Source organism: Pseudomonas sp. A-B-19 (assembly GCF_019947515.1).
Classification (GTDB): domain Bacteria; phylum Pseudomonadota; class Gammaproteobacteria; order Pseudomonadales; family Pseudomonadaceae; genus Aquipseudomonas.
The window spans coordinates 84,884-111,367 of the sequence record NZ_JAGYGN010000006.1 but is presented as its reverse complement, the minus strand read 5'-3'; the positions used below and the strand labels follow the sequence as shown (position 1 = coordinate 111,367).

General features: G+C 60.1%; 26 protein-coding genes and 4 tRNA genes. 7 read left to right on the top strand and 23 right to left on the bottom strand.

Translation table 11 applies throughout. The features are described from left to right. Positions 1 to 21: 21 nt before the first annotated feature. The 4 genes from lpxK to KGA81_RS08920 all read right to left on the bottom strand — a co-directional run bounded on the left by lpxK (position 22) and on the right by KGA81_RS08920 (position 4,425). Positions 22 to 1,032, bottom strand: coding sequence for a tetraacyldisaccharide 4'-kinase (gene lpxK / locus KGA81_RS08935; protein ID WP_223545517.1), 1,011 nt, complete (start codon positions 1,030 to 1,032; stop codon positions 22 to 24). Beyond that, positions 1,032 to 1,460, bottom strand: a complete 429-nt coding sequence (locus KGA81_RS08930) for an ExbD/TolR family protein (RefSeq protein WP_223545516.1) — start codon at positions 1,458 to 1,460, stop codon at positions 1,032 to 1,034. Before KGA81_RS08930 ends, lpxK begins: the two co-directional genes overlap by 1 nt. Further along, positions 1,457 to 2,092, bottom strand: coding sequence for a MotA/TolQ/ExbB proton channel family protein (locus KGA81_RS08925; RefSeq protein WP_223545515.1), 636 nt, complete (start codon positions 2,090 to 2,092; stop codon positions 1,457 to 1,459). Before KGA81_RS08925 ends, KGA81_RS08930 begins: the two co-directional genes overlap by 4 nt. A gap of 98 nt (positions 2,093 to 2,190) precedes the next feature. Beyond that, positions 2,191 to 4,425, bottom strand: coding sequence for a DNA internalization-related competence protein ComEC/Rec2 (locus tag KGA81_RS08920; RefSeq protein WP_223545514.1), 2,235 nt, complete (start codon positions 4,423 to 4,425; stop codon positions 2,191 to 2,193). Positions 4,426 to 4,560: 135 nt separating this feature from the next. Between KGA81_RS08920 and KGA81_RS08915 the strand changes: the two genes are divergently transcribed. Beyond that, the gene (locus KGA81_RS08915; RefSeq protein WP_223545513.1) at positions 4,561 to 5,076 is read left to right on the top strand and encodes a DUF2062 domain-containing protein; all 516 of its coding nucleotides are present in this window, start codon (positions 4,561 to 4,563) and stop codon (positions 5,074 to 5,076) included. Positions 5,077 to 5,457: 381 nt separating this feature from the next. Here the strand turns inward: KGA81_RS08915 and KGA81_RS08910 are convergent, their stop codons facing one another. From KGA81_RS08910 to KGA81_RS08895, 4 genes are all read right to left on the bottom strand, one after another. Further along, positions 5,458 to 6,237, bottom strand: coding sequence for an ABC transporter permease (locus tag KGA81_RS08910; protein WP_223545512.1), 780 nt, complete (start codon positions 6,235 to 6,237; stop codon positions 5,458 to 5,460). Next, on the bottom strand, positions 6,234 to 7,166 hold the full coding sequence (locus tag KGA81_RS08905) for an ABC transporter ATP-binding protein (RefSeq protein ID WP_115947256.1): 933 nt from the start codon (positions 7,164 to 7,166) through the stop codon (positions 6,234 to 6,236). Before KGA81_RS08905 ends, KGA81_RS08910 begins: the two co-directional genes overlap by 4 nt. Positions 7,167 to 7,299: 133 nt before the next feature. After that, positions 7,300 to 7,923, bottom strand: coding sequence for a glutathione S-transferase family protein (locus tag KGA81_RS08900; RefSeq protein ID WP_115947257.1), 624 nt, complete (start codon positions 7,921 to 7,923; stop codon positions 7,300 to 7,302). A 43-nt stretch (positions 7,924 to 7,966) separates the two neighbouring features. Then, positions 7,967 to 8,626 (bottom strand): transglutaminase-like domain-containing protein, encoded by a 660-nt coding sequence (locus KGA81_RS08895; protein WP_223545511.1) that lies wholly within the window; start codon positions 8,624 to 8,626, stop codon positions 7,967 to 7,969. Between the two features lie 204 nt (positions 8,627 to 8,830). On the opposite strand from KGA81_RS08895, the gene KGA81_RS08890 reads away from it, so the two are divergent. The 5 genes from KGA81_RS08890 (at position 8,831) to KGA81_RS08870 (ending at position 14,639) form a co-directional block, all read left to right on the top strand. Next, on the top strand, positions 8,831 to 11,278 hold the full coding sequence (locus tag KGA81_RS08890; protein WP_223545510.1) for an acyl-CoA dehydrogenase: 2,448 nt from the start codon (positions 8,831 to 8,833) through the stop codon (positions 11,276 to 11,278). A gap of 74 nt (positions 11,279 to 11,352) precedes the next feature. Next, the gene (locus KGA81_RS08885) at positions 11,353 to 11,760 is read left to right on the top strand and encodes a PA2817 family protein (protein ID WP_007991629.1); all 408 of its coding nucleotides are present in this window, start codon (positions 11,353 to 11,355) and stop codon (positions 11,758 to 11,760) included. A gap of 528 nt (positions 11,761 to 12,288) precedes the next feature. After that, entirely contained in the window at positions 12,289 to 13,512 is a 1,224-nt protein-coding gene (locus tag KGA81_RS08880; RefSeq protein WP_223545509.1) for a type II and III secretion system protein family protein, read from the top strand. A 119-nt stretch (positions 13,513 to 13,631) separates the two neighbouring features. Then, positions 13,632 to 14,345 (top strand): tetratricopeptide repeat protein, encoded by a 714-nt coding sequence (locus tag KGA81_RS08875; protein WP_223545508.1) that lies wholly within the window; start codon positions 13,632 to 13,634, stop codon positions 14,343 to 14,345. Positions 14,346 to 14,363: 18 nt separating this feature from the next. Next, complete coding sequence (locus KGA81_RS08870) at positions 14,364 to 14,639, top strand: DUF3613 domain-containing protein (protein WP_223545507.1); 276 nt, start codon at positions 14,364 to 14,366, stop codon at positions 14,637 to 14,639. Positions 14,640 to 14,780: 141 nt separating this feature from the next. Here KGA81_RS08870 and KGA81_RS08865 read toward each other — a convergent pair whose 3' ends face one another. The 11 genes from KGA81_RS08865 to KGA81_RS08815 form a co-directional block, all read right to left on the bottom strand. After that, complete coding sequence (locus KGA81_RS08865; RefSeq protein ID WP_223545506.1) at positions 14,781 to 15,743, bottom strand: type II secretion system F family protein; 963 nt, start codon at positions 15,741 to 15,743, stop codon at positions 14,781 to 14,783. Between the two features lie 29 nt (positions 15,744 to 15,772). Then, positions 15,773 to 16,759: a type II secretion system F family protein gene (locus KGA81_RS08860; protein ID WP_223545505.1), complete on the bottom strand. Its 987-nt coding sequence runs from the start codon at positions 16,757 to 16,759 to the stop codon at positions 15,773 to 15,775. After that, positions 16,756 to 18,198, bottom strand: a complete 1,443-nt coding sequence (locus KGA81_RS08855; protein ID WP_223545504.1) for a CpaF family protein — start codon at positions 18,196 to 18,198, stop codon at positions 16,756 to 16,758. The genes KGA81_RS08860 and KGA81_RS08855 overlap by 4 nt, the downstream gene beginning before the upstream one ends. Before the next feature lie 3 nt (positions 18,199 to 18,201). Then, on the bottom strand, positions 18,202 to 19,422 hold the full coding sequence (locus KGA81_RS08850) for an AAA family ATPase (RefSeq protein WP_223545503.1): 1,221 nt from the start codon (positions 19,420 to 19,422) through the stop codon (positions 18,202 to 18,204). Further along, the gene (locus KGA81_RS08845; RefSeq protein ID WP_223545502.1) at positions 19,416 to 19,910 is read right to left on the bottom strand and encodes a TadE/TadG family type IV pilus assembly protein; all 495 of its coding nucleotides are present in this window, start codon (positions 19,908 to 19,910) and stop codon (positions 19,416 to 19,418) included. The genes KGA81_RS08850 and KGA81_RS08845 overlap by 7 nt, the downstream gene beginning before the upstream one ends. Next, on the bottom strand, positions 19,910 to 20,389 hold the full coding sequence (locus tag KGA81_RS08840; RefSeq protein WP_223545501.1) for a TadE/TadG family type IV pilus assembly protein: 480 nt from the start codon (positions 20,387 to 20,389) through the stop codon (positions 19,910 to 19,912). The genes KGA81_RS08845 and KGA81_RS08840 overlap by 1 nt, the downstream gene beginning before the upstream one ends. 8 nt (positions 20,390 to 20,397) lie before the next feature. After that, entirely contained in the window at positions 20,398 to 21,732 is a 1,335-nt protein-coding gene (locus KGA81_RS08835) for a TadE/TadG family type IV pilus assembly protein (protein ID WP_223545500.1), read from the bottom strand. Positions 21,733 to 21,807: 75 nt separating this feature from the next. Continuing rightward, the gene (gene cpaB / locus KGA81_RS08830) at positions 21,808 to 22,617 is read right to left on the bottom strand and encodes a Flp pilus assembly protein CpaB (protein ID WP_223545499.1); all 810 of its coding nucleotides are present in this window, start codon (positions 22,615 to 22,617) and stop codon (positions 21,808 to 21,810) included. A gap of 15 nt (positions 22,618 to 22,632) precedes the next feature. Next, complete coding sequence (locus tag KGA81_RS08825) at positions 22,633 to 23,961, bottom strand: AAA family ATPase (protein WP_223545498.1); 1,329 nt, start codon at positions 23,959 to 23,961, stop codon at positions 22,633 to 22,635. Positions 23,962 to 23,963: 2 nt separating this feature from the next. After that, positions 23,964 to 24,494 (bottom strand): prepilin peptidase, encoded by a 531-nt coding sequence (locus KGA81_RS08820; protein WP_223545497.1) that lies wholly within the window; start codon positions 24,492 to 24,494, stop codon positions 23,964 to 23,966. Positions 24,495 to 24,523: 29 nt separating this feature from the next. Further along, positions 24,524 to 24,718, bottom strand: a complete 195-nt coding sequence (locus KGA81_RS08815) for a Flp family type IVb pilin (RefSeq protein ID WP_223545496.1) — start codon at positions 24,716 to 24,718, stop codon at positions 24,524 to 24,526. A gap of 411 nt (positions 24,719 to 25,129) precedes the next feature. Between KGA81_RS08815 and KGA81_RS08810 the strand changes: the two genes are divergently transcribed. After that, on the top strand, positions 25,130 to 25,999 hold the full coding sequence (locus KGA81_RS08810; protein WP_223545495.1) for an AraC family transcriptional regulator: 870 nt from the start codon (positions 25,130 to 25,132) through the stop codon (positions 25,997 to 25,999). A gap of 58 nt (positions 26,000 to 26,057) precedes the next feature. On the opposite strand, the gene KGA81_RS08805 is transcribed toward KGA81_RS08810, so the two are convergent. From KGA81_RS08805 to KGA81_RS08790, 4 genes are all read right to left on the bottom strand, one after another. Next, positions 26,058 to 26,133, bottom strand: a tRNA-Gly gene (locus KGA81_RS08805). A gap of 3 nt (positions 26,134 to 26,136) precedes the next feature. Next, a tRNA-Glu gene (locus KGA81_RS08800) sits at positions 26,137 to 26,212 on the bottom strand. Between the two features lie 104 nt (positions 26,213 to 26,316). After that, a tRNA-Gly gene (locus KGA81_RS08795) sits at positions 26,317 to 26,392 on the bottom strand. 2 nt (positions 26,393 to 26,394) lie between these two features. After that, positions 26,395 to 26,470 (bottom strand) — tRNA-Glu (locus KGA81_RS08790). Positions 26,471 to 26,484: the final 14 nt, after the last annotated feature.

The following is a 26,484-nucleotide window of genomic DNA, read 5'->3' as shown; positions in this document are numbered from 1 at the left end:
GCATTCCCTGAAAAAACGGAGTTAAGGCAACAAACGAGCCGGCAGCAGACGCATCAGCTGTGTGTCGAACCAGGCCACGAAGGCCGGCGACGGCACGGCATCGACCGCCAGGTACCACCAGTCGGCGGCGGCAAAGGCACGGCATTTCACCGCGTCTTTTTCCGTCATCACCAACGGCAATGACGGCGTGAAATTCAATGCCTGCACGCTGTATTCGGCGTGATCGGCAAACGCATGTGGAACCGGCTTCCAGTGTAGCGTTTCGAGGGTCTTGAAGAAACGTTGCGGATTGCCGATGCCGGCCACCGCGTGCAGGGCCTGGCCGCCGGGGAAGTGATCGAGGGGACGCCGTTCGCCGCTGCGCAGATTGACCAGCGCGGTGGATTGCAATTGAAAGGCAAATCCATCATCGCAGTCAGTCGCGGCACCGTTGTAGAGGATCGCGTCGACGCTTTGCAGGCGCTCCACCGGTTCACGCAATGGCCCGGCAGGCAGGCAACGGCGGTTGCCCAGGCCGCGAGCGGCGTCGATCAACACCAGCTCCAGGTCACGGGCCATACGGTAGTGCTGCATGCCGTCGTCAGACAGGATCAGGTCCAGCGGCTCACTGGCCAGTAACGCTTTGACTGCGTTGCTGCGATCGGGGTCGATCATCAGCGGCACGCCCGTGCGCTGGACGATCAGCAACGGCTCGTCACCGGCTACGTCGGCGCTTTGTTCGGCTTCAACTCGCCACGGCAACCGAGGCGGTTTGGCGCCGTAGCCGCGGCTGACCACGCCGACCCGCAGGCCGCTGCGCTGGCAGTGCTCGATCATCCATAGAATCAGCGGCGTCTTGCCGGTGCCACCCACGGTGATGTTGCCCACCACAATCAGCGGCACGGGTGGCAGATAGATCTGGCCCTCACCCGCCAAAAAGCGCTTGCGCTTGTTCATGACCACGCGCCGGTACAGCCACTCCAGTGGCTGCAACAGCTTCAGGGCCGGATGACCTGCGTACCACGCGGCCAGCAATCGATCGGACATGGCCATCAGGACGCGGGGGGAGCCGCTTCGATGGTGGTCATGCGCAAATGGCTGAATCCGAGTTTGCCGGCGGCGTCCATCGCAGTGATGACCGACTGATGCCGGGATTTGCCGTCGGCGCTGATGGATAATGGCAGGTTGGTATCACCCTTGGATTCTTTCTGCAGCGCTTCCATCAACGTGGCCAGGTCGCTTTTTGGCAATATATGGTTATTCACGGAGAACACGCCGTCGGCACTGATGCCGATATCGAGCTGTCGGGTCTGGTCGTCGGCAGATGCGCCAGTGACCGCTTCCGGCAGCTCGACGCGCAGCTGGGTCTCACGGGTAAAGGTGGTAGTCACGACGAAAAACAGCAGCAGGATGAACACCACGTCGATCAGTGACGCGAGGTTGATGTCCACCGTTTCCCGTGGTTTGCGGCGGAATTTCACGCTTTGCTCCCGGACAGGTCCACGTCACGGTCGCCCTGCACCACCTCGACCAGCTTGATCGCTTCCTGCTCCATGCCTACCACCAGCTCATCGATCCGGCGTTGCAGGAATCGATGGAAGAATACCGCCGGGATACCGACCATCAAACCGGCAGCCGTGGTGATCAGGGCCTTGGAAATACCACCGGCCAGCACCGAAGCGTTGGTGGTCATGCCATTGCCGGTAAACGCGCTGAAAATATCGATCATGCCCAGCACGGTGCCCAGCAGGCCCAGCAATGGCGCCATGGCGGCAATGGTGCCCAAGGCGTTGAGGTAGCGTTCGAGCTCATGGATGACCCGTTGGGCGGCCTCTTCGATGCACTCCTTCATGATCTCGCGACCATGCTTGGAGTTGGCCAGGCCCGCTGCCAGGATTTCACCCAGTGGCGAGTTGGCGCGCAGCTCCTTGAGTTTTTCTTTATTGAGCTGTTTGTCCTTGATCCAGACCCAGACCTGCCCGAGCAAATGCTCCGGGGTCACGCGGCTGGCGCGCAGCGTCCAGAGACGCTCGGCGACGATGGCCATGGCCGCGATGGAACTCAGAATGATCGGCAGCATCATCCAGCCGCCGGATTTGACCAATTCCCACACAGTGACAGTCCCCTCGAAAAAGTGCGCCACTCTAACATAGGGGGTGCAAGCACCGAAGACCGTGATGGCGCATCCGGTCGGGCTTTGATAATGCCCGGTCATGGGTCCGAGGGCGGCGGATCGCGCCAGAAACGCCGTTCCTGGCGCATCGTCCACGGTGGCTCGAAGCGCCCCAGTTGCAGACGAATGGCACCCTGTTCGACGCTGTCGTAGATCGCCATTCCACGTTTTTGATAACGCGCGATGACCGTGGGATGCGGATGGCCAAACGAATTGCCCTGCCCGCGAGAGATCAGCGCAGCCTTTGGTTGCAGGACATCCAGCAGGGCCCTGGACGACGAACTGCGACTGCCGTGGTGTGGCGCCTGCAGCCAATCGGTGGGCCGGGCCAATGGACTATTGAGCAGGGCTCGCTCGGCGGCGGCATCAATGTCGCCACTCAACAGCAGCCGTTCGCCATTGGCCTCGATCAGCAAGACACAGGAGTTCTGGTTGCTGTCGCCGGCCAATGGCCAGTGCCAAAGCTGAAAATCGACTTCATCCCAGGTCCATTGCCGACCACTGTCACAGCGCTCGGCCTGCAGCTGCGCAGGCAGGTCCGACGGTTCACCACTGACCACCTGTTTCACCGGCAAGCCTTTGGCAACTGCCCGGGCACCGCCGGCATGATCGGCATGGGCGTGGCTGATCAGCATCAGGTCGAGGCCCTTCACCCCCAGTTTGCGCAACGTCGGCAGCACCACCCGCTCCCCCTGGTCGAGTTCACCGAAGCGCGGTCCTGCGTCATACAGCATCGTGTGATGCCGAGTGCGCACCAGGATCGCCAGCCCCTGGCCGACGTCCAGTTGCCAGACTTCGGCCATGCCTTGCGGCAACATCGGCCTGGGCGAAAAAACCAGCATCAACAGCATCGGCCAGCCTAACGGGCGCATCGGTACGCCTCGCGGCAGCAATAACAAGAAGGCGCCAATGGCACCGATTACCCAGGCCCATAACGGGACTGCCGCGGGTACCCATGCAGGAACCTGACCGCTGACGAGCCCCAATCCCCTGAACCACCAGTCGATCAGGCCACCCGCCAGCCACAGCAATTTTTCACCCACGTAAGGCACCGGCAGCATCAGCGTCCCGAGCAACGCCGGTGGCAGTACCACCAGACTGATCCAGGGCACTGCGAACAGATTGGCCAGCGGCCCGCTGAGACTGACGGGCAACCCCAGTGCCAGTAACAACGGGAACAGCCCGATTGCAATCAGCCACTGGGCGCGGGTCCAGGTTTGCCACCAACGCCATGGCCCCAACCGGCCACCGAAGGTCAATATCAAAACCGCCACGGCCGCGAAGGACAGCCAGAAACCAGGCTGAAGACTCGCCAGCGGCTCCAGCAGCAAAATGCCGTCGAGTGCCAGCAACAGCGGCCACCATGCACCGAGATGACGGAACCGTAGACGCCACAACAACACCAGACCAATCATCACGCAGGCCCGTCGCACCGGCACCCCGAAACCGGCCAGCATCCCGTAACCGAGCGCCGCGGCGAATGCCAGGCCACACGCCCAGGGCAACCATGGCAGACGGTTCGGCCACGCCCCAAAGCGGGCCAGACCGGCGATCAGCAGATACACGACCCCCGCCAGCAATCCGATGTGCTGCCCGGAAATCACCAACAGATGCACCGTGCCGGTGTCCTGTAATACCTGCCAGTCTTCGCGACTCAGCCCGGCACCGTCCCCGAGTACCAATGCCGTCAACGCGCCGCTTCGCCCTTGGGCATCCACCGCCAGCAAACGCTGACGGATTGCGTCGCGCCAGGCCCATTGGGCGGGTGCAAGGCGTTCGCCCTCCTTGACCGTCCCGGTCGCCCCGATGCGTTGTGCCAGCAACCAGGCTTGATAGTCGAATGCCTGCGGATTGAGGAGCCCGACCGGGCGCTTGAGCTTGACTGCCAGACGCCAGCGCTCGCCACTGTTCACCGGCGGCCCGCCATACCAGGCCAGGCGCATTTGCTGCGGCAGCCGGGTACGTCGGGACTGGATGTCGGTCAACTCGAAACGCACGATACCGTCATCATGCCGGGGCAAGCCTGTGACCCGCCCTTCGATCCAGCGGGTTTCGCCGTCCAGCGCCGGCGGCAACCGGTCATCCAGCGCCCACTGCGCATTCGCGCAGGCCCAGCTCAAACCGAACAGGTAAAACGCCACCGGATACGTCCTGAACGGCAGCAACATCAAACCCGCCACCGGCATCGCCAGCCACAACCAGACCGGCGGCAGTGCCGGTAAAAAGCGCAAGGTCAGCAGACCCAACGCCAGCGCCATCATCCCTGTGCGCATAAGCCCGTCCTTGAGAGTACCCTCCAAGGATTAGCCCGCCCGTCACATGGACGTCGTCAATAATTGTCACAAAGTCTGAATGGGCAGCTCGTAGAATCCAGACATACTTGCCGCCCTGACCGACCGAGAAGCCTTATGCCCCGGCGCTTGTTCAAACGTTACATGCCAGATCCGATGAGCATCAGGGAACACAAGTCCTTACGCTTTCTCGGCACGCTGTTGCATGACCCGAACCTGTGGCACCTCAATCGCCACTCCGTTGCCCGCGCCATGGCCGTGGGTCTGTTCGCCGCGTTCCTGCCGATCCCGCTGCAGATGCTGCTGGCGGCCATCCTCGCCATCATCGTGCGCGGCAACATGCCGATTGCCGTGAGCCTGGTCTGGCTGACCAACCCGATCACCATGCCCGCCGTGTTCTTTTGCACCTACCAGACCGGCGCCTGGCTGATGGACGTCCCCGCCCGGACGTTGCCGGACTCGTTGACCTGGGAATGGATCAGCGGCGAAATCTCGACCTTGTGGCAACCGTTTCTATTGGGCTCGGTGGTAACCGGGCTGGTACTCGGGGCACTGGCCTACTTCCTGGTAATGATGTATTGGCGCTGGTGGGTGACCCGCCAATGGAAGCGGCGCAAGCAAAGCCGGCTGTGAGCATGCAAGACGGCCTCCACTGTGGGAGGCCGTTTTTTTTACAGTGTCCGGGCTGACGCCATCCACGGTGTAGGAGCTGGATTGCCAGCGAAGGCGTATCTTCAGCCAACCCATTGGTCGACTGATCTACCGCTTTCGCTGGCAAGCCAGCTCCTACAGGGTGATGAGGTATTCGCGCGGGTGGGTGACCCGGCAATGGAAGCGGCGCAAGAAAAGCCGGACGTGAGAATGCAAAACGGCCTCCACTTTGGGAGGCCGTTTTATTTGTGGTGTCTGGGCTGACGCCATCGCGAGCAAGCTCGCTCCCACAGGGGATCCACGTCGCGAAGTAGATCCCCTGTGGGAGCGAGCTTGCTCGCGATGCAGGCGACGCGGTATCCCTTAAGTCCGCATCCCGCGCCCGCTGACCAGCAACCGTGCACATCCGAGGTAAAGCACCACGGTCGCCACCAGCATGAACGTAATCGCAATACTGATCCGGATATCCGACACGCCGAGGATGCCGTAACGGAACGCGTTGACCATGTGCAGCACCGGGTTGGCCAGGGACACGGTCTGCCAGAACGGCGGCAACAGCGAGATCGAGTAGAACACCCCGCCGAGGTACGTCAGCGGCGTCAGCACGAAAGTCGGGATGATCGAAATGTCATCGAAGTTGCGCGCAAACACGGCGTTGATGAAGCCCAGCAGCGAGAAGATCGTCGCGGTCAGCACTACCACCAGAACGGTCACGCCCAGGTGATGCACCTGCAACTGGGTGAAGAACAGCGACAGCAGGGTCACGATGATCCCCACCATCAAGCCACGCAGCACGCCGCCCAGCGTGTAGCCGATCAGAATGGTGTGCGGCGACAGCGGCGAGACCATCAGTTCTTCGATGGACCGCTGGAACTTGCTGCCGAAGAAACTCGACACCACGTTGCCGTAGGAGTTGGTGATCACCGACATCATGATCAACCCCGGTACGATGTACTCCATGTAGGTGAAGCCACCCATACCGCCGATTTGCCGACCGATCAGATTACCGAAGATCACGAAGTACAGGACCATGGTGATGGCCGGCGGCAGCAGGGTCTGCGGCCAGATCCGGGTGAAACGCCGGACTTCACGGTAAACGATGGTGTTGAGGGCAACGAGGTTGGGGCGCAGCTCGGCACTCATACCGCCACCTTCGACAGATTTTTCTCCACCAGGGACACGAACAACTCCTCGAGGCGATTGGTTTTGTTGCGCAGGCTCAGCACTTCGATGTTCTGCTGCGCCAACTGGGTGAACAGCGCGGTGATGCCCATGGACTTGTCCACCTGGACTTCCAGGGTGTGGCTGTCGATCAGCCGGCACGGATAGCCGAGCAACTGCGGCGCTACTTGCAAGGTGTTTTTCATATCCAGCAGGAAGGTTTCGACATGCAGTTGGCTGAGCAACTGCTTCATGCTGGTGTTCTCGACGATGGTGCCGTGGTCGATGATGCCGATGTTGCGGCACAACTGCTCAGCCTCCTCCAGGTAATGGGTGGTGAGGATGATGGTGATGCCTTTCTGGTTCAGCTCGGTGAGGAAACTCCACATCGAGCGACGCAGTTCGATGTCCACCCCGGCAGTCGGTTCGTCGAGGATCAGCAGGCGCGGTTCATGCACCAGTGCGCGGGCGATCATCAGGCGCCGCTTCATGCCGCCGGACAATGAACGCGACGGCACGTCCTTCTTGTCCCACAGGCCGAGCTGGGTCAGGTACTGTTCGGCGCGTTCCTTGGCGATTTTCGCCGGGATGCCGTAGTAGCCGGCCTGGGTCACGACGATGTCGAAGGTCTTCTCGAACTGGTTGAAATTGAATTCCTGGGGCACCACGCCGATGCAGCGCTTGAGCTGCGCAGGATTCTTGTCCAGGTCGTGACCGAAGATATTCACCGTGCCGCTGGTCTTGTTCACCAGGGTCGAGAGAATCCCGATGGTCGTGGATTTGCCGGCGCCGTTCGGGCCGAGCAAGGCGAAGAAGTCACCTTCGGCGACATCCAGATCGATACCACTCAGGGCCTGGAAACCGTTGCCGTAGGTTTTGGTTAACTGCCGGATGGACAGAGCGGAACTCATATCTGATTTACGCACCAAGAAGGGAAAAAAGGGTCAGGTAAGGGCGGGCGGCGCGCATTGCAACCACGTCGCATCAGCGCAATGGTGCTTGTCGCCGCCACACAAGTACAGTCAAGTGTGTCGATAGTGAGTATTAAGTCAACGCGGTCATAACCGCCTTTTGATATGCCGGACGCTGTTTCAACCGCGCGTACCAGGCCTGCAGATGCGGCTGTGGCGCACGCTCGATCGGCATCTCGAACCAGGCATAAATGAAACTGCCCAGGGGAATGTCGCCCATGCCGATTTCGTCTCCGGACAGGTAGGGTTTGTTCGCCAACGCCTGATCGGCCATCGCCAGCAGCGTGTCGCATTCCTTGATCGCCGCCTTGATGGCGGGCCAGTCCTGCTGGTCTGCCGGGGTACGCAGCACACCCCAGAACACGGTACGGAACGGACCGGCAAAGCTTGAGGTGGTCCAGTCCATCCATTTGTCGGCGCTGGCACGGGCTTGCAGATCCGCCGGGTACCAGGCCGTGTCGGCGGCGTGACGGGCCATCAGGTAACGCACGATGGCGTTGGACTCCCACAACACAAAACCGTCGTCCTCAATGACAGGCACGCGACCGTTGGGATTCATGGCGCGGTATTCGGGCGTATCGACGACACCAAAGGCGCCACCGGCATCGATAGCCTCGTAGGCCAGCCCCAGTTCTTCGGCGGCCCACAATGGTTTTCTGACATTCGACGAGTTTTTCCGACCCCAGATCTTCAGCATGACCGCCTCTTTTTCGGTAAGTGGGCAGGCAGCATACGCCGGATCAGGCGCGACTCAAATCGCTCTGCATATCACCCAGCAGCGGTTGCTGTTGCTCACCGAACAGGTGCGGATAGCATTTTTCCAGGTGTTCGAAAAAGAACGCTTCAGGGACGTCGGCGAACTGGCCATGATCGACCAGGTACTCCATCAGCTTTGCGCCATCGCGGTTGAAGGGATGAAAAACGCTGTCGTTGATCCCGTCGAATTCCAGCGGCGCCACATTGAACAGGTCGCAGAGTTTTTGATTGAACGCAGGCGTCGCTTTGACCCAGCGATCCTGTAAGTAAAATTCGGTGTAGCCGTGCATGGCGAACATGTCGCTCTTGAGCAACTCAAGCAGCCGTGGCGTCGACAAATGATTGCGCACATCCGCCAGGCCGATCCGCGCGGGAATCCCGCAATGTCGCGCCGCACCCGCCAGCAACGTGGCCTTGGGCACGCAGTAACTCTCCCCGGCCGCCAATGCATGACTGCCGCACAGGGTCTGCGGATCGCGACTGAATGTGTACGGGTTGTAACGCACCCCTTCGCGCACGGCGTAATAGAGACTGATCGCCTGCGCAAGCGGATCGCGACTGGGGCCACGGTGTTTCTCGGCGAACTCCACCACGCAAGGGTGGTCACTATCGATGAAGCGGCCGGGACTCAGATACTCGTGCATGAGAACAATCTCCTGGGGAAGCCCCGAGTCTAGCGAGCGCTTGAGCACAGAGATAACGACGTTTCGGCCAAACATGGGCGCTTTGCCGCTCGCTCGATCAACGTTTTTCCCACGATTCCAATCACATGGCTGTGACCGGCCTGTTTTACGGATGCCGTCTAAGCTCTGAGGGCTGGTTCGCCCTGGTTTCACGGAGGATTGAATATGCTGCTGTTGTGGATACTGGTTCTGCTGGTCGGGATTGCTTATTTGGCCCACCGCCGCATCGCCCCGCTACCCGCCCTGGTCATCGTGGCCGTCTATGCCGTGGCAATGGGCGCTTTCAGCCGCGCGCCGGGCTGGTTGCTGCTGGTTTTCTGGGTGTTGATCGCCGCCGTCGCCGCGCCCCTGCTGCTGCCCGACCTGCGCCGCAAACTGTTCAGCGCGCCGATGTTTAACTGGTTCCAGAAAACCCTGCCACCCATGTCGCAAACCGAGCGCGATGCCATCGACGCCGGCACGGTCTGGTGGGATGGCGAACTGTTCAGTGGCCGCCCGGACTGGAGCAAACTGCTGTCCTATCCCAAAGCGCAATTGAGCGAAGAGGAACAGGCTTTCATCGACGGGCCGACCGAAACGCTCTGCACCATGGTCAATGAATGGCAACTCAGTCAAACCATGGACCTGCCGCCCGACGTCTGGACCTTTATCAAGGACAACGGCTTTTTCGCCCTGATCATCCCCAAGGAGTTTGGCGGCAAGGGTTTTTCCGCTTATGCCCACTCGCAAGTGGCGATGAAACTGGCGAGCCACAGCGGCGACCTCGTCACCACCGTGATGGTCCCCAATTCCCTCGGCCCGGCCGAACTGTTGCTGCATTACGGTACCGACGAACAACGCAATCATTACCTGCCACGCCTGGCACGCGGTGACGATATCCCGTGCTTTGCCCTGACCGGCCCGTTGGCCGGCTCCGACGCCGGCGGCATGCCGGATTCGGGAGTGATCTGCAAAGGTCAATGGCAGGGTCAGGAAGTCCTCGGCCTGCGCCTGAACTGGGAAAAGCGTTACATCACCCTCGGCCCGGTGGCTACCCTCCTCGGCTTGGCCTTCAAGGCCTACGACCCGGATCACCTGCTGGGCGATCAAGATGACCTGGGCATCAGCCTCGCACTGATTCCGACCGACCTGCCCGGTGTCGAGATCGGCCGTCGGCATCTGCCGTTGGACGCCGCATTCATGAATGGCCCGAATTCAGGCAAGGACGTGTTCGTCCCGCTGGAGTTCCTCATCGGCGGCCAGGAGATGCTCGGCAAAGGCTGGATGATGCTGATGAATTGCCTGTCGGTCGGGCGTTCGATTTCCCTGCCGGCGGTGGGCACCGGCATGGCCAAGTTCACCAGCCTGGTGACGGGCCAATACGCTCAGGTTCGCGAGCAGTTCAACGTGCCGATTGGCGCTTTCGAAGGCATTCAGGAAGCCATGGCACGCATTGGCGGCAATACCTGGATGATGGACGCCGCCCGCATGCTGACCGCCAATGCGGTGGATCTGGGCGAGAAGCCGTCGGTGCTGTCGGCGATTCTCAAGTACCACCTGACCGAGCGCGGCCGCGACTGCATCAGCGATGCCATGGATGTGCACGGCGGCAAGGCAATCATCATGGGGCCAAACAACTACCTCGGTCGCAAATGGAACTGCGCGCCGATTTTCATCACCGTCGAAGGCGCGAACATTCTCTCGCGCAACCTGATCATCTTCGGCCAGGGTGCAATTCGCTGCCATCCCTTCGTCCTCAAGGAAATGGCCCTCGCCAGCCGTGAAGACAAGGATCAGGCGCTCACGGAATTCGATGGCCTGCTGCTCCAGCACATCGGTTTCGCCGTGGGCAACGCCGCCAGTACGCTGGTGTTGAACCTCGGTTTCGGGCACCTGGAACACACGCCGGGCGACAGACTCAGCCAGGGTTACTTCCGCGCGCTCAATCGTCAAGCCGCTGCTTTCGCCCTGCTCGCCGACCTCAGCATGATGCTGCTGGGAGGTGAATTGAAACGCCGGGAACGTCTTTCCGCACGGCTGGGCGACGTGCTGAGCAACCTTTACCTGGCCTCGGCCGCACTCAAGCGCTACCACGATCTCGACTCACCGCAGTACATGGCGCCACTGCTGACCTGGGCCATGGAGGAAAGCCTGGGGCAGGCCGAACGCGCCATGGATGAGCTGCTGAATAACTTCCCGAACAAAGTCGTGGGCTGCCTGTTGCGGGTGATCGTGTTCCCGTTCGGTCGCCGGCACAAAGGGCCATCGGACAAACTCGGTGCCGAAGTCGCTGGGTTGATTGGCCGCGCCAAGGGCGACCCGGCCCTGGAGGAATTGCTTCTGGGTTGCTATCGCCCCCAAGCGAGCGACGATCCGGTCGGTGCATTGCAACACGCCTGTAATCTGTTGAGCGCCGCCCAGCCATTGCAGAAAAAGCTGCATGTGGCACTCAAGAGTGGTCAGGTCAAACCGCTGGCCGGCGAGTCGGCGATCGATGCCGCCCTCGAGGCTGGCGTGTTGCAGCCGATGGAAGCCCAAACCCTGCGTGAAGCCGAAGCGGCCCGGCGCACGGTGATCGACGTCGATGACTTTGACCCAAAGGCTTTGGCGCTGGCCAAGGGAAAAGTCCGCTGATCCCTTCCGGCATGTAAAAACGGGCGCGGGCGCTTTATACTCCCGCGCCCGTTTTGCTCTTGAGGACTTATCTCGTGTCCAACATCGTTGCCGATCATCTCGTTTTACTCGACCACCTGCGCAGCATCCTGGTCGCCGTAGGTGAGGCCGAGCAGGTTCCCGAAGAAAGCCATGCCTTGTTCCTTGAGCGCTTCGACGAATTGCTGGCGTCACTGCCGATCGATCCGATCGAAAGCCAATACCTGGGCCAGGACATCCTGACTCAAGTCATTTCCCGTTATCCGCAAATTGCCCACCTGATTCCACGGGATCTGCTGTGGTATTTCGCCGGTGACTGCCTGCACTACTTGTCCGATGAAGAGATCGACCTGTATCAGGCCCTGGAAGAGCGTCGCTTCGAAGCCGAACAGAACGACGAACCTTTCGACTGGAATCAGGAAAAACAACTGCTGGCGTTGTCGAATCAGGACAGCAAGCACTGATCTTCTATCAGTGAAGCCAAAGGCCCGCATGCTTGAGCATGCGGGCCTTTTTTTATTGCCTTCAGCACACCCCGTCGACATCAGGCAACCGCACTGCGCTGTGACCTTGCCCGAATCGCTCGCCCGCCCGCCTAAATCCAGCCTTTGCACCAATGCTTTTGTTTAAATTCATGGCACTTTGGTTTGATTGAACTACCTTCAAACAATAAGAAATCATCACGGCTGGATTTTCCACGTTAGCTTCAGTGATCAGACAGCGAATTGGCAAAAGGAGTTACCTCACCATGATCCTGGCAGGCGTTTTCCGGCTCTGTACCTTCAATTACCGATTGCTTTCCGAGGGAACCAGGTCGCTCGCTGTCCAGCCAGATCAGCGAGGTGGACCCGCTCGTGTGTAACACAAGGAATAACGCCAAGGCCATGGATAACGGGTCTGGCGCATTGGAGGGGGGATAGCCCGATCCCCGTGAAGTGATCCGAGACGACTCAGTCCGCCTTAAGACGGCCTATCCAGTGAGGATGTACTTAATGAGCTTTCGTAGCGAGCCCGCGTTCAAGCGAATTATCCATGGCCTGTTCTGGATGGGCCTTTGCGTGGATGCGGCTCAGGCCGCGCCGGCCAATTGCCCGCAACTGGACAGTTGGCCGACAACCTACGAGGTCGGTCAGGGGCTGCAGAGTGAACTGCGCAGCCCCGTTGCGGTAACGCAACTGGCGGTGGGTGACCCGAAAATTGCCGATGTGCAACCCAGCGGCAGCAACGCGTTCATACTCACCGGCCTTGCGCCCGGGACCACCAGCCTGATGGTCTGGACCGCCTGTTCGAAAACGCCGCGCCAAAGCATGGTGTTCGTCAAGGGTAAAGCCACGGCGGCGCTGACCAGCGCGCCCTCGGTGCCCTCCGACGACCTGCTGCTGCCGAGCCAGGTGCAGACCGATATCCGCTTCGTTGAAGTCAGCCGGACCAAGCTCAAGGAAGCTTCCGCCTCGATTTTCGGCGTCCGCGGCAACTTCCTGTTCGGCTCGCCGCGAACCTTGCCCACCATTGGTGGCATTGTCACGCCGTCGGTACCGGTGAGAAACGACCAGTTCAACCTCACGTTTGCTACCGGCAATACCCTGGTGGCGCTCAACGCGCTGGAAGGCAGCGGTTTCGCCTACACCCTGGCGCGGCCAAGCCTGGTAGCGCTCAGCGGGCAGAGTGCGAGCTTCCTGGCCGGTGGTGAAATACCGATTCCAGTGCCCAGTTCCGGCAGCGATAACGTGTTCATCGAGTACAAGGAATTCGGTATCCGCCTGACCCTGACGCCGACCATCATCGGGAAAAACCGTATCGCGCTGAAGGTGGCGCCGGAAGTCAGTGAACTGGACTTCACCAACGCCGTGAGCATCGCCGGCACGGTCGTCCCGGCCCTGACCGTACGCCGTACCGACACCAGCATCTCCCTGGCCGACGGCGAAAGCTTCGTCATCAGCGGCCTGATCAGCTCCCGCAACACTTCCCAGGTGAACAAGTTTCCGGGGCTGGGCGATATCCCGGTTCTGGGCGCGTTTTTCCGCGACAACACCATCAACCGTGAAGAGCGCGAACTGCTGATGATCGTCACCCCGCATCTGGTCCAGCCACTGGCGGCCAATGCACAACTGCCGTCATTGCCTGGCGAGCAGCTGCGCAATTATGACCCGAACTTCTACCGCATGTTTTTCCTGGAAAATGGCGACTTCGACAGTCGCAGCGGGCTCTCGCCATGAACCGGAGCCGGAACCAGACGGGCCTCGCCCTCACGCCTGACGGTGACTTTGCACGCTTGCCGGGCCAGCCTTATTGCCATTGGCCAGGCGTTCAACCTGTTGTAGCCAGGGGACCTTCGATGAAAGCAGTCATTGCAATTGCGGCGACATTAATGCTGGCCGGTTGTGCCAGCAACGGCATGCCTTCGCGACCGGCCAGCTGTGCCAAGCCCGGTTCGGAGCAGGAACTGGCCCTGAACCTGGCCGACAGCATGGCCGACGAAGGCCGTTTGTATGCCAGCCTGGCGAATCTGGAAGGAATGCCCGATAACCTGGTCCAGGTTCGCCTGCGCAAGGCTCGGGTGCTGCGTTTGATGGGGCGTAGCGGCGACGCGCAGCCCTTGTACGAAAGCTTGCTCGGCACCTGTCTGGCGGCTGAAGGGGAACTTGGCTTGGGCCAGTTGGCCGCCGCCAAAAATGATAACGCCAGCGCTGCCACTCACCTTGAGCGTGCGGTGCAGATGGCCCCCACCGACGACAGGATGCGCAATGACCTGGGGGTCGTCTACCTCAATCAGCACCGGATCCCTGAAGCACGCTTCGAGTTCATGACCGCCATGGAGCTCAAGCAGGCAAACACATTGGCGGCACTCAATATGGTGACGCTGCTGATCTACCAGGATAACTGGAAATCGGCCGCCGAACTCGTGACCCGCGCCGACTTGAGCCCCAAGCAAGTCATAGAGGCTCAAAACCGCGCGGAAAAACTCAAGGCCTCCGCCAATAAAGTGGTGGCTACCGATGGCAATCGCAAGGCTGAGGTAGCCGATGCCTCTACCAGTGCGAGCAAGTAAAACGTACGAGGAGTCGAGATGAATACCAAACGGCTGTTGATCCTGTGCACGGCTTGCCTGTCCACCTCTGCCTGGGCCATCGAGCCGGGCCCCTCTTCGCCGTATCAACAAGGCACCGAACAGTGGTTGCAGCTGCAGATTCGCGGTGTGGTTGCCTCCCCTCACCTGCAAACCGCTTCGGCCACCGAACGTGACTTGGCCATGCAGCGTTGGCTGAATAGCTTCAACTTCCCGATTCCGCAATATTTTGACCAGGATACAGCGGGACAAATGACCATCGGCAACGGCAACTAAGGCATTTCGACGGATGATCAGCCTCTGGCATAGTCCAGAGTGGCCTGGCTGCAAAGCCGGGCTTGTTGTCGTGTGCAGGAATATGCAGATCAGGATCGGGTGGCAAGGCCATCGCACTCGACGGCCTCTTACCGTTTTACCTCACCCGAATGCTCTGATTACCCCGATCAGGGGCGGACCAATAGCGACCAGAAAGAAGCTCGGCCACAGGCAGAAAATCAGCGGAAATACCAGCTTGGTACCGACTTTCGCCCCCATCTCTTCGGCAGCTTGTGTTCGCCGGTCACGGAATTCATCGGCATAGATGCGCAGGGTGTCGGCCACGCTGGTGCCGAAGCGGATACTTTGCGCCAACAGACTGACCAGCCCTTGCACATCTTCCAGCCCCGTGCGCGCTGCCAGTTGCTTGAGCGCTTCGGTACTGGGAATGCCGGCGCGGATTTGCGCGTTGACCAGTGCCAGCTCCTCCGCCAGTTCAACCTGGCTGACCTGCATTTCCTCTGCCACCCGCTCGATGGTCTGCGGCAATGCCAGACCCGACTCCACGCACACCACCATCAGATCCAACGCATCCGGAAAGGCGGCACGCAGGCTGCCCTGCCTGGCCTGCTTACGCTTATCGACATACATCGCGGGCAGTAACCACCCGACAGCAGCCGTCATTGGCACCAGCAACAACCACATATTCAGAGAAAGCCCGGAGAACATCGGCAACAATAACAGCGCAAGGCCAACCAAAATCAGTGGCAACAGCAAGCGCACGGCCCAGTACATCTGTACCGCCGATGACGAGCGGTAACCGGCGTGCATCAACAGGGTTCGGGTGGCAGACGCCTTAGCCCCCTCAGGCGAACCAAAACGTTGACCGACCCGCTCCAGCAATAATTGCAGATTACCCGGCGCTTCCTGCCCGGCGACATTCCCTGAGTGACCGCGTTTGATAAGTGCCAGGCGACGCTGTACCGGATCCTGTAGCCCCGACACCAGCAACATCACGGTGACGGCCGCGAGCACCGCACTCAAACCGATTGCACTGACGAACAACATTCGCGCCAGCTGCGCATTGCCCACCAGCTGACTGAACAACCCGAGCAAATACTCCATGACCTGCACCTCCGCGAAACGAATTCCACTCAAACCTGTATCCGGATGATTTTGCGAATCCAGAGAATCCCGAGCAACATGGCGCCGAAAGCCCCGATGATCAGCTTTTTACCTGTGGGATCATTGATCAGCACAGGCAAGTAAGTGGGGGTTGTGATCAGGATCGCCGCCGCCAACACGAACGGAATGGCCACCAACACCCAAGCCGATATACGTCCTTCAGCCGACAAGGTCTTAATCTTGCGCTGGAAACGGAAGCGCCCGCGAATCAGACTACTCAGACGCTCCAGCACCTCGGTCAAATTGCCGCCAGTCTCACGATGGATGAGGATCGAGGTCACCAGCATCATCACCGTCATGCTCGGCATCCTCTCCAGCAGGCCGAGCATGGCCCGGCGCACATCGTTGCCATAGTTGATATCGGCGAAGGTCAGGCCGAACTCCTGAGCCACCGGTCCCTTGTGCTCCTCGGCCACCAGACGCAGGGTTTCATTGAATGGGTGCCCGGCGCGCAGAGCGCGGCACATAGCATCCAGCGCATCCGGCAGGCCCTCCTCGAACGCAGCGAAACGCTTGCCACGGTCGCGAGAGATTTTCAGTATGGGTAACCAGAAGATCGCGAAACCTGCCACCAACGCCATCCACCAGACTGGCGAGACCATCCAGATCAGGACACCCACCCAGACACCCAGCACCAGCCCGAGCAGCAATACCCGATAGGCCCGGTATTCGTGCCCGGACTGCTCGATCATTTGCGTCAATGCTTCCATAAAGGGCAGCTGTTCAAGCCTGGCCTCCAGTGGCGACAAGCGCGTCAGGTATTTCTGCCGCAACACAGTTTGCATGTTGGGCAAATTATTGGCTTTCTCCATGACGTGCAGGCGGCCGCGGATGCGCTTGCGCATCTTGCCGGCCTCGCCGAATACCGGCACCGCCACACCCTGGGACAGGAGGAAGACGGCGATAAACACCATGCCGAGGAACATCAGAATGAATTCACCGGGAACCTGGCTCATGGCTGCCGCGCCTCCATCCACTCAGGCCTGAACATCGTCAGCGGCAACTCGATGCCGCGCTTGGCCAGCACATCACGGAAGGCGGGGATCATGCCACTGGGCCGATAATCCCCCAGTACTTCGCCGTTTTCGCCCATGCCATGGCGTGCGAAGGAAAATATTTCGGTCATGGTGATGATCTCGCCCTCCATGCCGTTGATTTCCTGCACGCTGACCAGTCTGCGCTTGCCGTCCTCCTGGCGTTCCAGCTGGATCACCACATCGATGGCCGATGCGATCTGCTGACGCATGGCCTTGATCGGGAAGGTCGCGCCGGTCATCGACACCATGTTCTCGACCCGCCCCAACGCATCGCGCGCGGTGTTGGCGTGGATCGTGGTCAGCGAGCCATCGTGGCCGGTGTTCATCGCAGTCAGCATGTCCAGCGCCTCGACGCCGCGCACTTCGCCGATCACGATGCGGTCCGGCCGCATCCGCAGGCTGTTGCGCACCAACTCCCGCTGGCTCACCTCGCCACGTCCCTCGATGTTCGAAGGCCGGGTTTCCAGGCGCACCACGTGGGGCTGCTGCAGTTGCAGTTCCGCCGAGTCTTCGATGGTGACGATCCGCTCATTGTGCGGAATGAAACTGGACAGCACATTGAGCATGGTGGTCTTGCCGCTGCCGGTACCGCCGGAAATCAGCACGTTCAAGCGCCCACGGACAATCGCCTTGAGCAGCAGGGCAATGGCCGGGGTCAACGTCCCCACCTGGATCAGGCTGTCGGTATTGAGCAGGTCCACCGCAAAGCGCCGGATCGACACGCTCGGGCCATCGATGGCCAGCGGCGGGATAATCGCATTGACCCGCGAACCGTCCTTGAGCCGGGCATCCACCAAGGGCGAAGACTCGTCGATACGCCGCCCCAGGCTGGAGACGATGCGATCGATGATGTTCAGCAAATGCTGATCATCGCGAAAGCGCACATCGGTGCGTTGCAGTTTGCCAAAGCGCTCGACATAGACCGAGGCGTGGCCGTTGACCAGAATGTCGGACACGCTGTGGTCAGCCAGCAACGGTTCCAGGGGGCCAAGGCCGAGCACCTCGTCGGTGATCTGCTTGATGATCAACTGGCGGCTGGACGTACTCACCGGTGCCGAATGCTCATCGAGCAAGCGCTGGCAAATTTCGCGAATCTGCCTCGCGGCCTCAGCCTGTTCAAGGGAGTCCAGCAAGGACAGGTCCATGACCTTGAGCAACTGCTGGTAGATCTTTTCTCGCCACTCGGCCTCCACCGGGGTGACCTGACTTTTGGTTTCGTAAAGAACGTCCGGCGTTGCCCGTTCCCACGCCATCACTTCTTCTGCCGGATCCAGCTGTTCGTCACCCGGCTGGTTAGCCTGCGACGAGGCGGATTTAGCGGCCTGTTTGCGCAAGCGGTTACGAAAGTCGCTGATCATGGGTCACCCCCCGAAAAAACGGTTGAAGGCGCGTTTGAACACGCCTTTTTTTCCAACCACCTGGTTGCCGACCAGGTCATCGGCCACGTTGCGCAAGGCAGCGGTGATCGCCGCCTTCGGCGCATGCAGACCCAACGGCACGCCCGTGTTCTGACTCTGGCTGACCACGTTGAAGTCGTTGGGTAATTTCGACAGGTTGGTGCAGCGTAGCGCTTCGCCGATATCCTTGAGGCTGACCGCCGCCGACTTGTCATAGCGGTTGACCACTATCTGCAGTTGATCCCCACGCACACCCAGGTCTTCGCGAAGCATCCGCACCAGAGAACTGGCATCGCGCAGATGGCTGACGCTCTGTTGCACCACCACGTACACCCGATCCACCTGTTCCAGCACGGAGCCGGTGAGGTGGTCGATTTGCCGCGGCAGATCGATCACTACCCAGTCATAGCTGGCGCGGGCCAACTGCAACAGGGTGTCAAGTTGTTCGGGTTGGGCATCCTGCGGCAGACACAGCTCACCGGCCCGGCCACCCAGCACATGCAGGGTCGGGCTGAAGTGGCTGCAAAAACCCCGTAGCGCGACGCTGTCCATGCCATCGATCTGATGCAACACTTCCAGATGGCTGTGCGCCAGCGCCACATCCAGGTAATGCGTCACGCTGCCAAATTGCAGGTCCATGTCCAGCAACAGGGTACTGCCACCCTTCATGCTGAGCTGCTGGGCCAGGTTGCAGGCCAGCAAGGTTCCACCGGAACCGCCCTTGGCGTTCATCACGGCGATCAATTTCCCTACTGTCCCACTGCCGGTCCGAACCTCCATGACCAGCCGATTCAAGGCGACGACCAGTTCTGTCTCGGCGACAGGCTCCGGCAGCACGTCACGGGCGCCGGCCTGCATCGCCAGGCGCATGGCTTCCTGGTCGCTGAGTAGCCCGCACACCAACATCGGCGGACGTTCATGGGCCGGGCGCTGCAGCAGGGCCGCCAGCTCTTCGCGCCACAGGTGGCTGACGCGCAACAGCAACAGATCGGGCATCCGGTCCAGGCCGTAGAGCGGGTCGACATGCCCGTTGCTCACCAGCCGAGTACTCACTTCCAGGCTGGGCATGCGTTGGCAGACGCTCTGCAGGTCGCGCAACGACGTGGCATCACGGCTGCTGATCAGCAACCGTAGCCCGGCTTTGCCGGTCGAACTGGAGAGTGGCGTGTCCCTGGTATTCAACATGGCGTGATCTCCCCGGAATCGGAATGACGCCCGAGGCTTTCGCGTGGCAACGTTGCCCTGAACGTAGGCAAGGTAATGGGCACACCGATCCCGGGAATGAATAAATTGAAAACGAAGTTTTGCAGGCTCAACTGGACGTAGCGGATGGCACGAAAACCAGTGACGCTGACCAGGTCAGCGGGGTTGGCCACCAGCGCACCGTTTACGTCCAGATAAGTCAGCGTCAGATTGGTCGTGGCCAGATTGCCGATCAGCTGGCTCGTACCTGCGTCGGTCGCGGCATTGAAGATCGCCCGTCGCAACACCACCGGATCGCTGATATTGCACACCGCCGCCAGGCGCGTACCGCGGCGCACGGCTTCATCCAGCGCATTGACCGTAAAGTACAGGCGGCCCATTTCCAACACGCCGAACAACAGCGTGAACATCAGCAGACCAATGAGGGCGAACTCCACTGTATAGGTGCCGCGCATGTGTTTTCTGTTCATCACAGGGCCCTCATCACGGTAGTGGCGACCAGCGGAATGCTCAGTGCAATCTGATTTCCAAAAAAACCGGGAAGCGATCCGGTGCAATTGCCAGCGCCAATCACCGGGCAGAACGTGTAAGTAATGGTGACCCGCACATGGTCGGTACCCACTGCGGCAACGACCACGTTGCCAGTCGTCAGCCCTGACACCACCGCGGTCCCGGTGTTGGCAGGCACGCCATACACCGCCACGTTTTTCGTCTGGGTCAGTAGCGTATCGCTCAGGGTGATCATACCCAGCGTCGAGTTCCAGGCCTGGCTGGCGACGAACCGGTCGGCATCTCGGCTGGCCTGCAGCAGCACGTTGTACTGATAGAGCATGCGGCCGAACTCACCGAAGGCCAGCAACAACAACAGCAGCACCGGCAGGACCAGGGTGAACTCCACTATGGCCAAGCCTTGCTGGCGCTGCCGATGTTTAAATCTGTGAAGTCTCATGACGCCTCCTACGAGTCAGTACTCGGAGTGCCGCTGCCGTTGAGATAGGTTTTGTAGAGCTGAATGATCTGCGGCCCAGTAGAGGTTGACGGCGAGGGGCCGGCCACGTTGTCGCCTTCGCACTCCTTCACGAACTGGCCGAAAATCTGCGCGTCCCCGCCGCCGCCATTCACGGGCTGCACAACGAAATAGCAGCCAAAACCGAGGACGGGGATCGAGGTCGATCCGCCCTGTTTGCCGGTGCAGTTGCCCACCACGACTTTCAGCATCCGGCGCTCGAACACCCCATTGCCCTGGCAACCACTCCCCCCTGCCACACACGCGGCAACGCTCGCACGCCAGTCGTTGTAGTCAAGTATCGCGTTGCCGCCCGCCGTGAGATTGCCGTTGCTCGAGGTGACGGCTTGCCCCTGGTAGGTCGGACCTGTGCCGTTGTCAGTGATTGCGGGGTTGCTGGATGTGGTCACCAGGTCCGGTGGATAGGCTGAGGCACTTATCTGGCCGCCGTTGTAGATGCCGAAGCGCGTATTCAGGCCTTGAGAGGTAGGGCCGGCCGTGTTGCCAGGAGCGGTCTGGACATTGTCCCCAACATCGCGACACTCCTTGCCGCCTCCAGCCAGATCCTCCCTGACCTGACTGCCACCCGAGCCAAAATCGAGCAACTGAAAGTTGCCTGGACCAATGGGCGACGAAGTGCCGGAAGCTGTCTTCAATACCTGCAAATCACCAAACTGGAAGCCCCAGAACATGCCCGTGCCCGGGTTGTATTGAGTCGGATCGCCACAGACCATCAAAGGTGAGAGATCGCAGGGGTTGGTAGGACTGGGGCCAGCGGTGGCGATCGCCGCCACCGCTTTGGCTCCCAGGCCGCCAGGGCCGAATGTCTGGGCAAAGTTCCAGAAAAAACCCGTCAGGTTATAGCTCGGTACCGATACCCGAACGTACTTGGCATCCGCCGGCCCGGGATAGGAGAACGGGCCATAGACGCTGCTTGCCAGTTCCACCACTGCGAATGCACCCGCGTTGCCGCCGACCGCCGTGGCCAATTCGTTGTTGCCCGTGGCATTGGCATTCTGTGTCAGTGTATTGAGCGCAGCGGTACGCGTCGCACTGGCACTGTTGACGCCACCCTCCACCTGGCTCAGGGTCTTGGCACCACTCAGGGCGGCGGCATCCACCGCATTCTGCAGGCGCGTTTTGTTCAGCATCATATGCCCGCCATCCAAAGCCAGCGCCGCCATCATGGCCATCGCCGCCAACGCGATCACCATCATTACACTCACCGATCCTTCCTGGCGCCTTGGCGTCGAAGTGAACGGCCGCTGAATACGAAGATTCATCATCAAGCCCTCGATTGCCGATACGGATCCGGATCGACTCCGCCAATACCGTGGTGCCCTGGCAGCTGTTGCGCCCGGTCAGCGAATTTTGACTACATTGGCCTCGATCCCGCGAATAATGGTGACGGCTCTGCCACCCTCTCCATTACCACGCGGCACTACGCGTTTTGGCTCTGCAGCAGTGGCAACCGCCATGACCGGTGCGGCAGAGGCAACGGCCGCGGTTTTCTTCTCGAGGTTCAGTGGGTTACGCAGCGCCAGTTGCAACTTGCCTTCCGTCTGCGCCGTGACCAGGGTTTCCGCTTCAGCGGCCGACATCTCCAGCGTCACGGCGCGCACCACCACCGGTTGGGTCTTGTCGGTACCCGCGGTCTGATCCACCGCCAACACCCGCAAGTTCTCGAGGATGGTCCTGGAGGAAGCGCTGTTAGTGCCGGCATTGGTGGTTTTGGTCGCCAGTACATCGACCCGGTTACCCGGCAACAGGAATCCGCCGACGCCGACCACATCGTCCACCCGTACCGATATGGCGCGTTTGTCCGGGGCAATCAAAGAGGCCAGGGTGCTGCCCCCCAGGTGCTCGCTCAGACGCGCGCCGCGCACGATGTCGCCCCGCAGAATGTCGAACGTGGCGATCTTGCCCACGGCTTTTTCGCTGGCATCGAAGGCATCGTCAGGGATCGTATCCATGGGCATGCGTACGGTCGTGACCTGCTGGGCCTCGACCATCTGCCCGAATGGAATCTCTACCGTGGCGACCACCACGCTTCGCAGGTGGTCATCCGGGCTGGCATTGAGCCGCGCGCTCAACCAGGAGTCGGCCATCCATGCAGCGCCAAGGCCCATGGCCAGGGAAACGCCTATCAGGGTCAGCGTACGAGAGCTCATGTCAGTATCTCCGTATCAAAGAAAGTCGAGCTGGACGAAGTAGTTGTGCCAGGCCCATTCCAACTCTTTCGGTGACAGTGGTCCGCAACCGCCTATATAACGCTGGCGATCGAGCGCCATGTTCAGGAGATCGCGGGGATGGCAGGGCACCAGGGGCATGCCTTCACTTGCATACAGCCTTTGCAGCGCATAACGCACCAGCAGCGGGTCATAGGAAATGCCCAGGCGCTCGCTTTCCATACGCCAGATCTTTTCGTACTGCTCGGGCTTCAGGTAACCGAACTGCAGCTTGTAGCCAATCCGGCGCAGGAAGGCCTCATCGGCCAGTTCCAGGGGATTGAGGTTGGTGGAAAACACTAGGATAAGATCGAACGGCAGCTCGCAATGCCGACCGCCGCCCAGATTAAGGAAATCGCGTTTCTCTTCCATCGGGACGATCCAGCGATTGAGCAGCTCGGCAGGCGCCATACGCTGGCGCCCCATGTCGTCGATGATGAACAGGCCATTGCTGGCCTTGAGCTGCAAGGCGGCCTGGTATTGACGGGTAAAGGGGTCATAGCGAACGTCCAGTTGCTCCATGCTCAACTCACCGCCCGTGATGACGATCGGGCGTTTGCAGCGCAGCAGTCGACGGTCGATCCCTTCGTTGAGCATCAGGTTGTTCTGTTGAGCATTTTCATCGAGCCGCTGATGCACCTGCGGGTCATAGATCTCGATCACCGACTCGTTGATGACGATGGCATGAGGCACCCAGATAGCCTCGGCGAACAGACGGATCAGCCGACTGCTGACATAGGTCTTGCCGGTACCCGCGGGGCCATAAATCATGATCGCGCGCCCGGAGTTCATCGCCACACCCAGTTGATCGAGCATCTCCTCCGTGAGCACTACGCCAGCCAGGGCATTGCGCATATCGTTGGCGTTGATGCGACCATGGTGAATGGTCTGCAGTTTGATCAGGGAGCGGTAGGTACTCACCGGCAAGGGTGCCGCACCGATATAGCCACTGCGCGACAGGGCATCGCGGGCGGCACTGCGACCACGTTCGGTCAGGCCGTAACGCAACATCTGCCCGCCCGTTTGACTCGCCTGGCCCAGCACTTCGACACGGCCATCCTTGCGCAGAAACGCCAGGACCTCTTCAAGTACCGCGCCGGTCAGTGCCAGGCGATCCACCAGCCGCGACATGTCCAGCACACCGGCATCGAACAAATGCTTGCACACCAACTCACTGAGAAAACTGTCTGTCAAACCGGTTTCGCGGATTGTGCACGGCTGAGGAGCCAGTCGTTGCACCGCTTCCCGCTCATTTGGGAAGGCATCACTATCAACCATGACGTGCATGACTAATCTCCCAACCCACTGGCAACGAGTTGCCAGTAGATGCTGCCCAGCGTGCCGAGCAAGATTGCAACTGCGTAAGGGAAGGGCTTGCCGGCCGCCTCGTCCGCACTCGGCGCCAGGTAGGCCCGAACCTTCAGAATCAGCCAATAACGCCCCAGGGTTTGCAACATCTGACCGTGCACCAGCACAATCAGAAAACCGCACAGAGCGCCAAATACCAGACTGTATAGCGCGGCCCACAGTGCGTAATGAACCGGCAGGAAGCTACCAACCATGGCCATCAACTTGACGTCGCCAGCGGCCATGCCCCCCACGGCATACATGGGCAGAAACAGCGCAAAACAGATCAGGATGCCCAACAGGCCGTCACCCAACCCGCTTATCCCACCTGAGTAAGCCTGGCTGGCCAATCCCAAGGCCAGGCCCACGAGGATCAGCAGGTTGGGAATGCGGTGGCGACGAATATCGCTCACCACCGCTACGCCCAGCAGCCCTATCAGCAAACCAGTAGCCACCAGCTGCTCGATGGACATCACATCACCCCCCCTTTCGGAAATTACCGTTACCGGCAAGCAGCACCACCAACAGCAGTGCACAACGCCGTGATTCGGGTATGCACGTTCGTTCCGAGGTCGGTGAACGCGAAGGCAACAGCCGCCGTAATCAACCCTCCCGCTACCGCATACTCAACAATGGTCAGACCATCTTCGTCTTTGACGAATTTCAGTACCGAAGCCTTGATTGTTTGCATGATCATTTTGCCCACCTCACTCGAATGTTGTTTTTTCTGAGGCAGTACTTTCTGTGCTGCCTGATGCAACCCTAGTCAGTGGCAAGGCATGGGCGTTAGGAAGATTTTGCACTTCGTTAGGACTTTTTTGCGGGGCGGCCAAATACGCAGCATTGGCTTTTGCAGAAGTAACAGGAGGGGGTAAACAAGGCACTGAAACGCAAAGACAATTGTCATTGATTCACAAGCGACAAGCGGTTCAACCCGGGTTCGTCGATAACACACCAACAAACACTCGCCCGGAGCGGCCTTCCAGGCAGCCCATAGAGCGAATAGAACTAAAAATCGCCTTTCCTATCAGGATTAAATCTGCAAAGTGATGGCACCTTGGCAATACTCCTTAACAAAGTGAGTCACCCAGAACCCCAGAGTAGAGACATGACGTCCAATTTGACCAAAAGGCCATCGCTCCTGTGGTTCGATCTGACTCATGATCGGTCCACGAAAGAACTCGCCGCGCAGTTCGAGGACTCCTGCGACTGCAAACTGGCGAAAAACTCCGTGCTGCCCGTCGCGGAAGCGGCAGATATGATCTGCGTCCATTTTGATCGCCCCGACACGCCAGGCTTGCGGCTGTTGCTGGAGATCAAACACACCACCCCCACCATCCCGATCACCATGTTCACCGTGCAGCACTCGGAGGAACTGGCTGTATGGGCCATGCGCTCCAGCGTCTGGGAATACATGGTGCTCCCGCTCTCGAGCACCGAGAGGAAGCGTTACCTGACGGCGGTGGTGCAGCTCTGCGAGCTGCGCCGAAATGCCCACGGCCGAGGCAGCTCCTCGCAGATCGACCACTCCCCGACCCTGCCGGAAAGCATCCGGCTGACCTCGGGACACCAAAAACACCAGGCGCTGAGCAATGTCATGCTGTACATCGAACAGCACTTTCGAGACAACATCGATCAGAGGGACCTGGCACAGCGCTGCGGCATGACGACATTTCGCTTCAGCCGTCTGTTCAAGGAAGCCAACGGGCTTGGCTTCACGGATTACATCCTGGACAAGCGCATGAACTTCGCCAAGGATCTGCTCGACAACAGCCAGATGCCGATTACCAGCATCGGCTATGAGGCCGGCTTCAAGGATCCTTCCTACTTCGCTCGTGCCTTCAGGCAGTTCGCCAATTGCACACCCAGCGAATACCGCGTGACACGCCAAATCAAAGCGGCTGCCGCTGCGCAACCGGTGCAGGATGACAAAACCATTGAAGCGCTCGAAAGCCTGGTACAGAGCCTCAGCGGTTGATCCGTTTTTTTACGCGCACACAAAAACGCCGCTCAATGAGCGGCGTTTTTGTTAAATATGGAGCGGGAAACGAGACTCGAACTCGCGACCCCGACCTTGGCAAGGTCGTGCTCTACCAACTGAGCTATTCCCGCAAATGGCGTCCCCTAGGGGACTCGAACCCCTGTTACCGCCGTGAAAGGGCGGTGTCCTAGGCCACTAGACGAAGGGGACACGCTACCCGGAACACATGGTGTGTGTTTCGGTGTCCAGAGCCGCATCCGAAGACTTGGTTCTGGTTTCACTCAGCCCTGCCCGAAAGCAACGCTGTTTAAAATTGGAGCGGGAAACGAGACTCGAACTCGCGACCCCGACCTTGGCAAGGTCGTGCTCTACCAACTGAGCTATTCCCGCATTGGCGTCCCCTAGGGGACTCGAACCCCTGTTACCGCCGTGAAAGGGCGGTGTCCTAGGCCACTAGACGAAGGGGACACACGTACAACATT

Excerpts from the sequence above, each read along its gene's own strand:
- KGA81_RS08845 (WP_223545502.1), bottom strand. The coding sequence starts at position 19,910 with ATGAACAGAAAACACATGCGCGGCACCTATACAGTGGAGTTCGCCCTC.
- cpaB (WP_223545499.1), bottom strand. The coding sequence starts at position 22,617 with ATGAGCTCTCGTACGCTGACCCTGATAGGCGTTTCCCTGGCCATGGGC.
- KGA81_RS08865 (WP_223545506.1), bottom strand. The coding sequence starts at position 15,743 with ATGGAGTATTTGCTCGGGTTGTTCAGTCAGCTGGTGGGCAATGCGCAG.
- KGA81_RS08825 (WP_223545498.1), bottom strand. The coding sequence starts at position 23,961 with ATGCACGTCATGGTTGATAGTGATGCCTTCCCAAATGAGCGGGAAGCG.
- KGA81_RS08875 (WP_223545508.1), top strand. The coding sequence starts at position 13,632 with ATGAAAGCAGTCATTGCAATTGCGGCGACATTAATGCTGGCCGGTTGT.
- KGA81_RS08900 (WP_115947257.1), bottom strand. The coding sequence starts at position 7,923 with ATGCTGAAGATCTGGGGTCGGAAAAACTCGTCGAATGTCAGAAAACCA.
- KGA81_RS08855 (WP_223545504.1), bottom strand. The coding sequence starts at position 18,198 with ATGATCAGCGACTTTCGTAACCGCTTGCGCAAACAGGCCGCTAAATCC.
- KGA81_RS08850 (WP_223545503.1), bottom strand. The coding sequence starts at position 19,422 with ATGTTGAATACCAGGGACACGCCACTCTCCAGTTCGACCGGCAAAGCC.
- KGA81_RS08810 (WP_223545495.1), top strand. The coding sequence starts at position 25,130 with ATGACGTCCAATTTGACCAAAAGGCCATCGCTCCTGTGGTTCGATCTG.
- KGA81_RS08890 (WP_223545510.1), top strand. The coding sequence starts at position 8,831 with ATGCTGCTGTTGTGGATACTGGTTCTGCTGGTCGGGATTGCTTATTTG.
- KGA81_RS08905 (WP_115947256.1), bottom strand. The coding sequence starts at position 7,166 with ATGAGTTCCGCTCTGTCCATCCGGCAGTTAACCAAAACCTACGGCAAC.
- lpxK (WP_223545517.1), bottom strand. The coding sequence starts at position 1,032 with ATGGCCATGTCCGATCGATTGCTGGCCGCGTGGTACGCAGGTCATCCG.
- KGA81_RS08870 (WP_223545507.1), top strand. The coding sequence starts at position 14,364 with ATGAATACCAAACGGCTGTTGATCCTGTGCACGGCTTGCCTGTCCACC.
- KGA81_RS08915 (WP_223545513.1), top strand. The coding sequence starts at position 4,561 with ATGCCCCGGCGCTTGTTCAAACGTTACATGCCAGATCCGATGAGCATC.
- KGA81_RS08840 (WP_223545501.1), bottom strand. The coding sequence starts at position 20,389 with ATGAGACTTCACAGATTTAAACATCGGCAGCGCCAGCAAGGCTTGGCC.
- KGA81_RS08880 (WP_223545509.1), top strand. The coding sequence starts at position 12,289 with ATGAGCTTTCGTAGCGAGCCCGCGTTCAAGCGAATTATCCATGGCCTG.
- KGA81_RS08815 (WP_223545496.1), bottom strand. The coding sequence starts at position 24,718 with ATGATCATGCAAACAATCAAGGCTTCGGTACTGAAATTCGTCAAAGAC.
- KGA81_RS08820 (WP_223545497.1), bottom strand. The coding sequence starts at position 24,494 with ATGTCCATCGAGCAGCTGGTGGCTACTGGTTTGCTGATAGGGCTGCTG.
- KGA81_RS08910 (WP_223545512.1), bottom strand. The coding sequence starts at position 6,237 with ATGAGTGCCGAGCTGCGCCCCAACCTCGTTGCCCTCAACACCATCGTT.
- KGA81_RS08895 (WP_223545511.1), bottom strand. The coding sequence starts at position 8,626 with ATGCACGAGTATCTGAGTCCCGGCCGCTTCATCGATAGTGACCACCCT.
- KGA81_RS08920 (WP_223545514.1), bottom strand. The coding sequence starts at position 4,425 with ATGCGCACAGGGATGATGGCGCTGGCGTTGGGTCTGCTGACCTTGCGC.
- KGA81_RS08860 (WP_223545505.1), bottom strand. The coding sequence starts at position 16,759 with ATGAGCCAGGTTCCCGGTGAATTCATTCTGATGTTCCTCGGCATGGTG.
- KGA81_RS08835 (WP_223545500.1), bottom strand. The coding sequence starts at position 21,732 with ATGATGAATCTTCGTATTCAGCGGCCGTTCACTTCGACGCCAAGGCGC.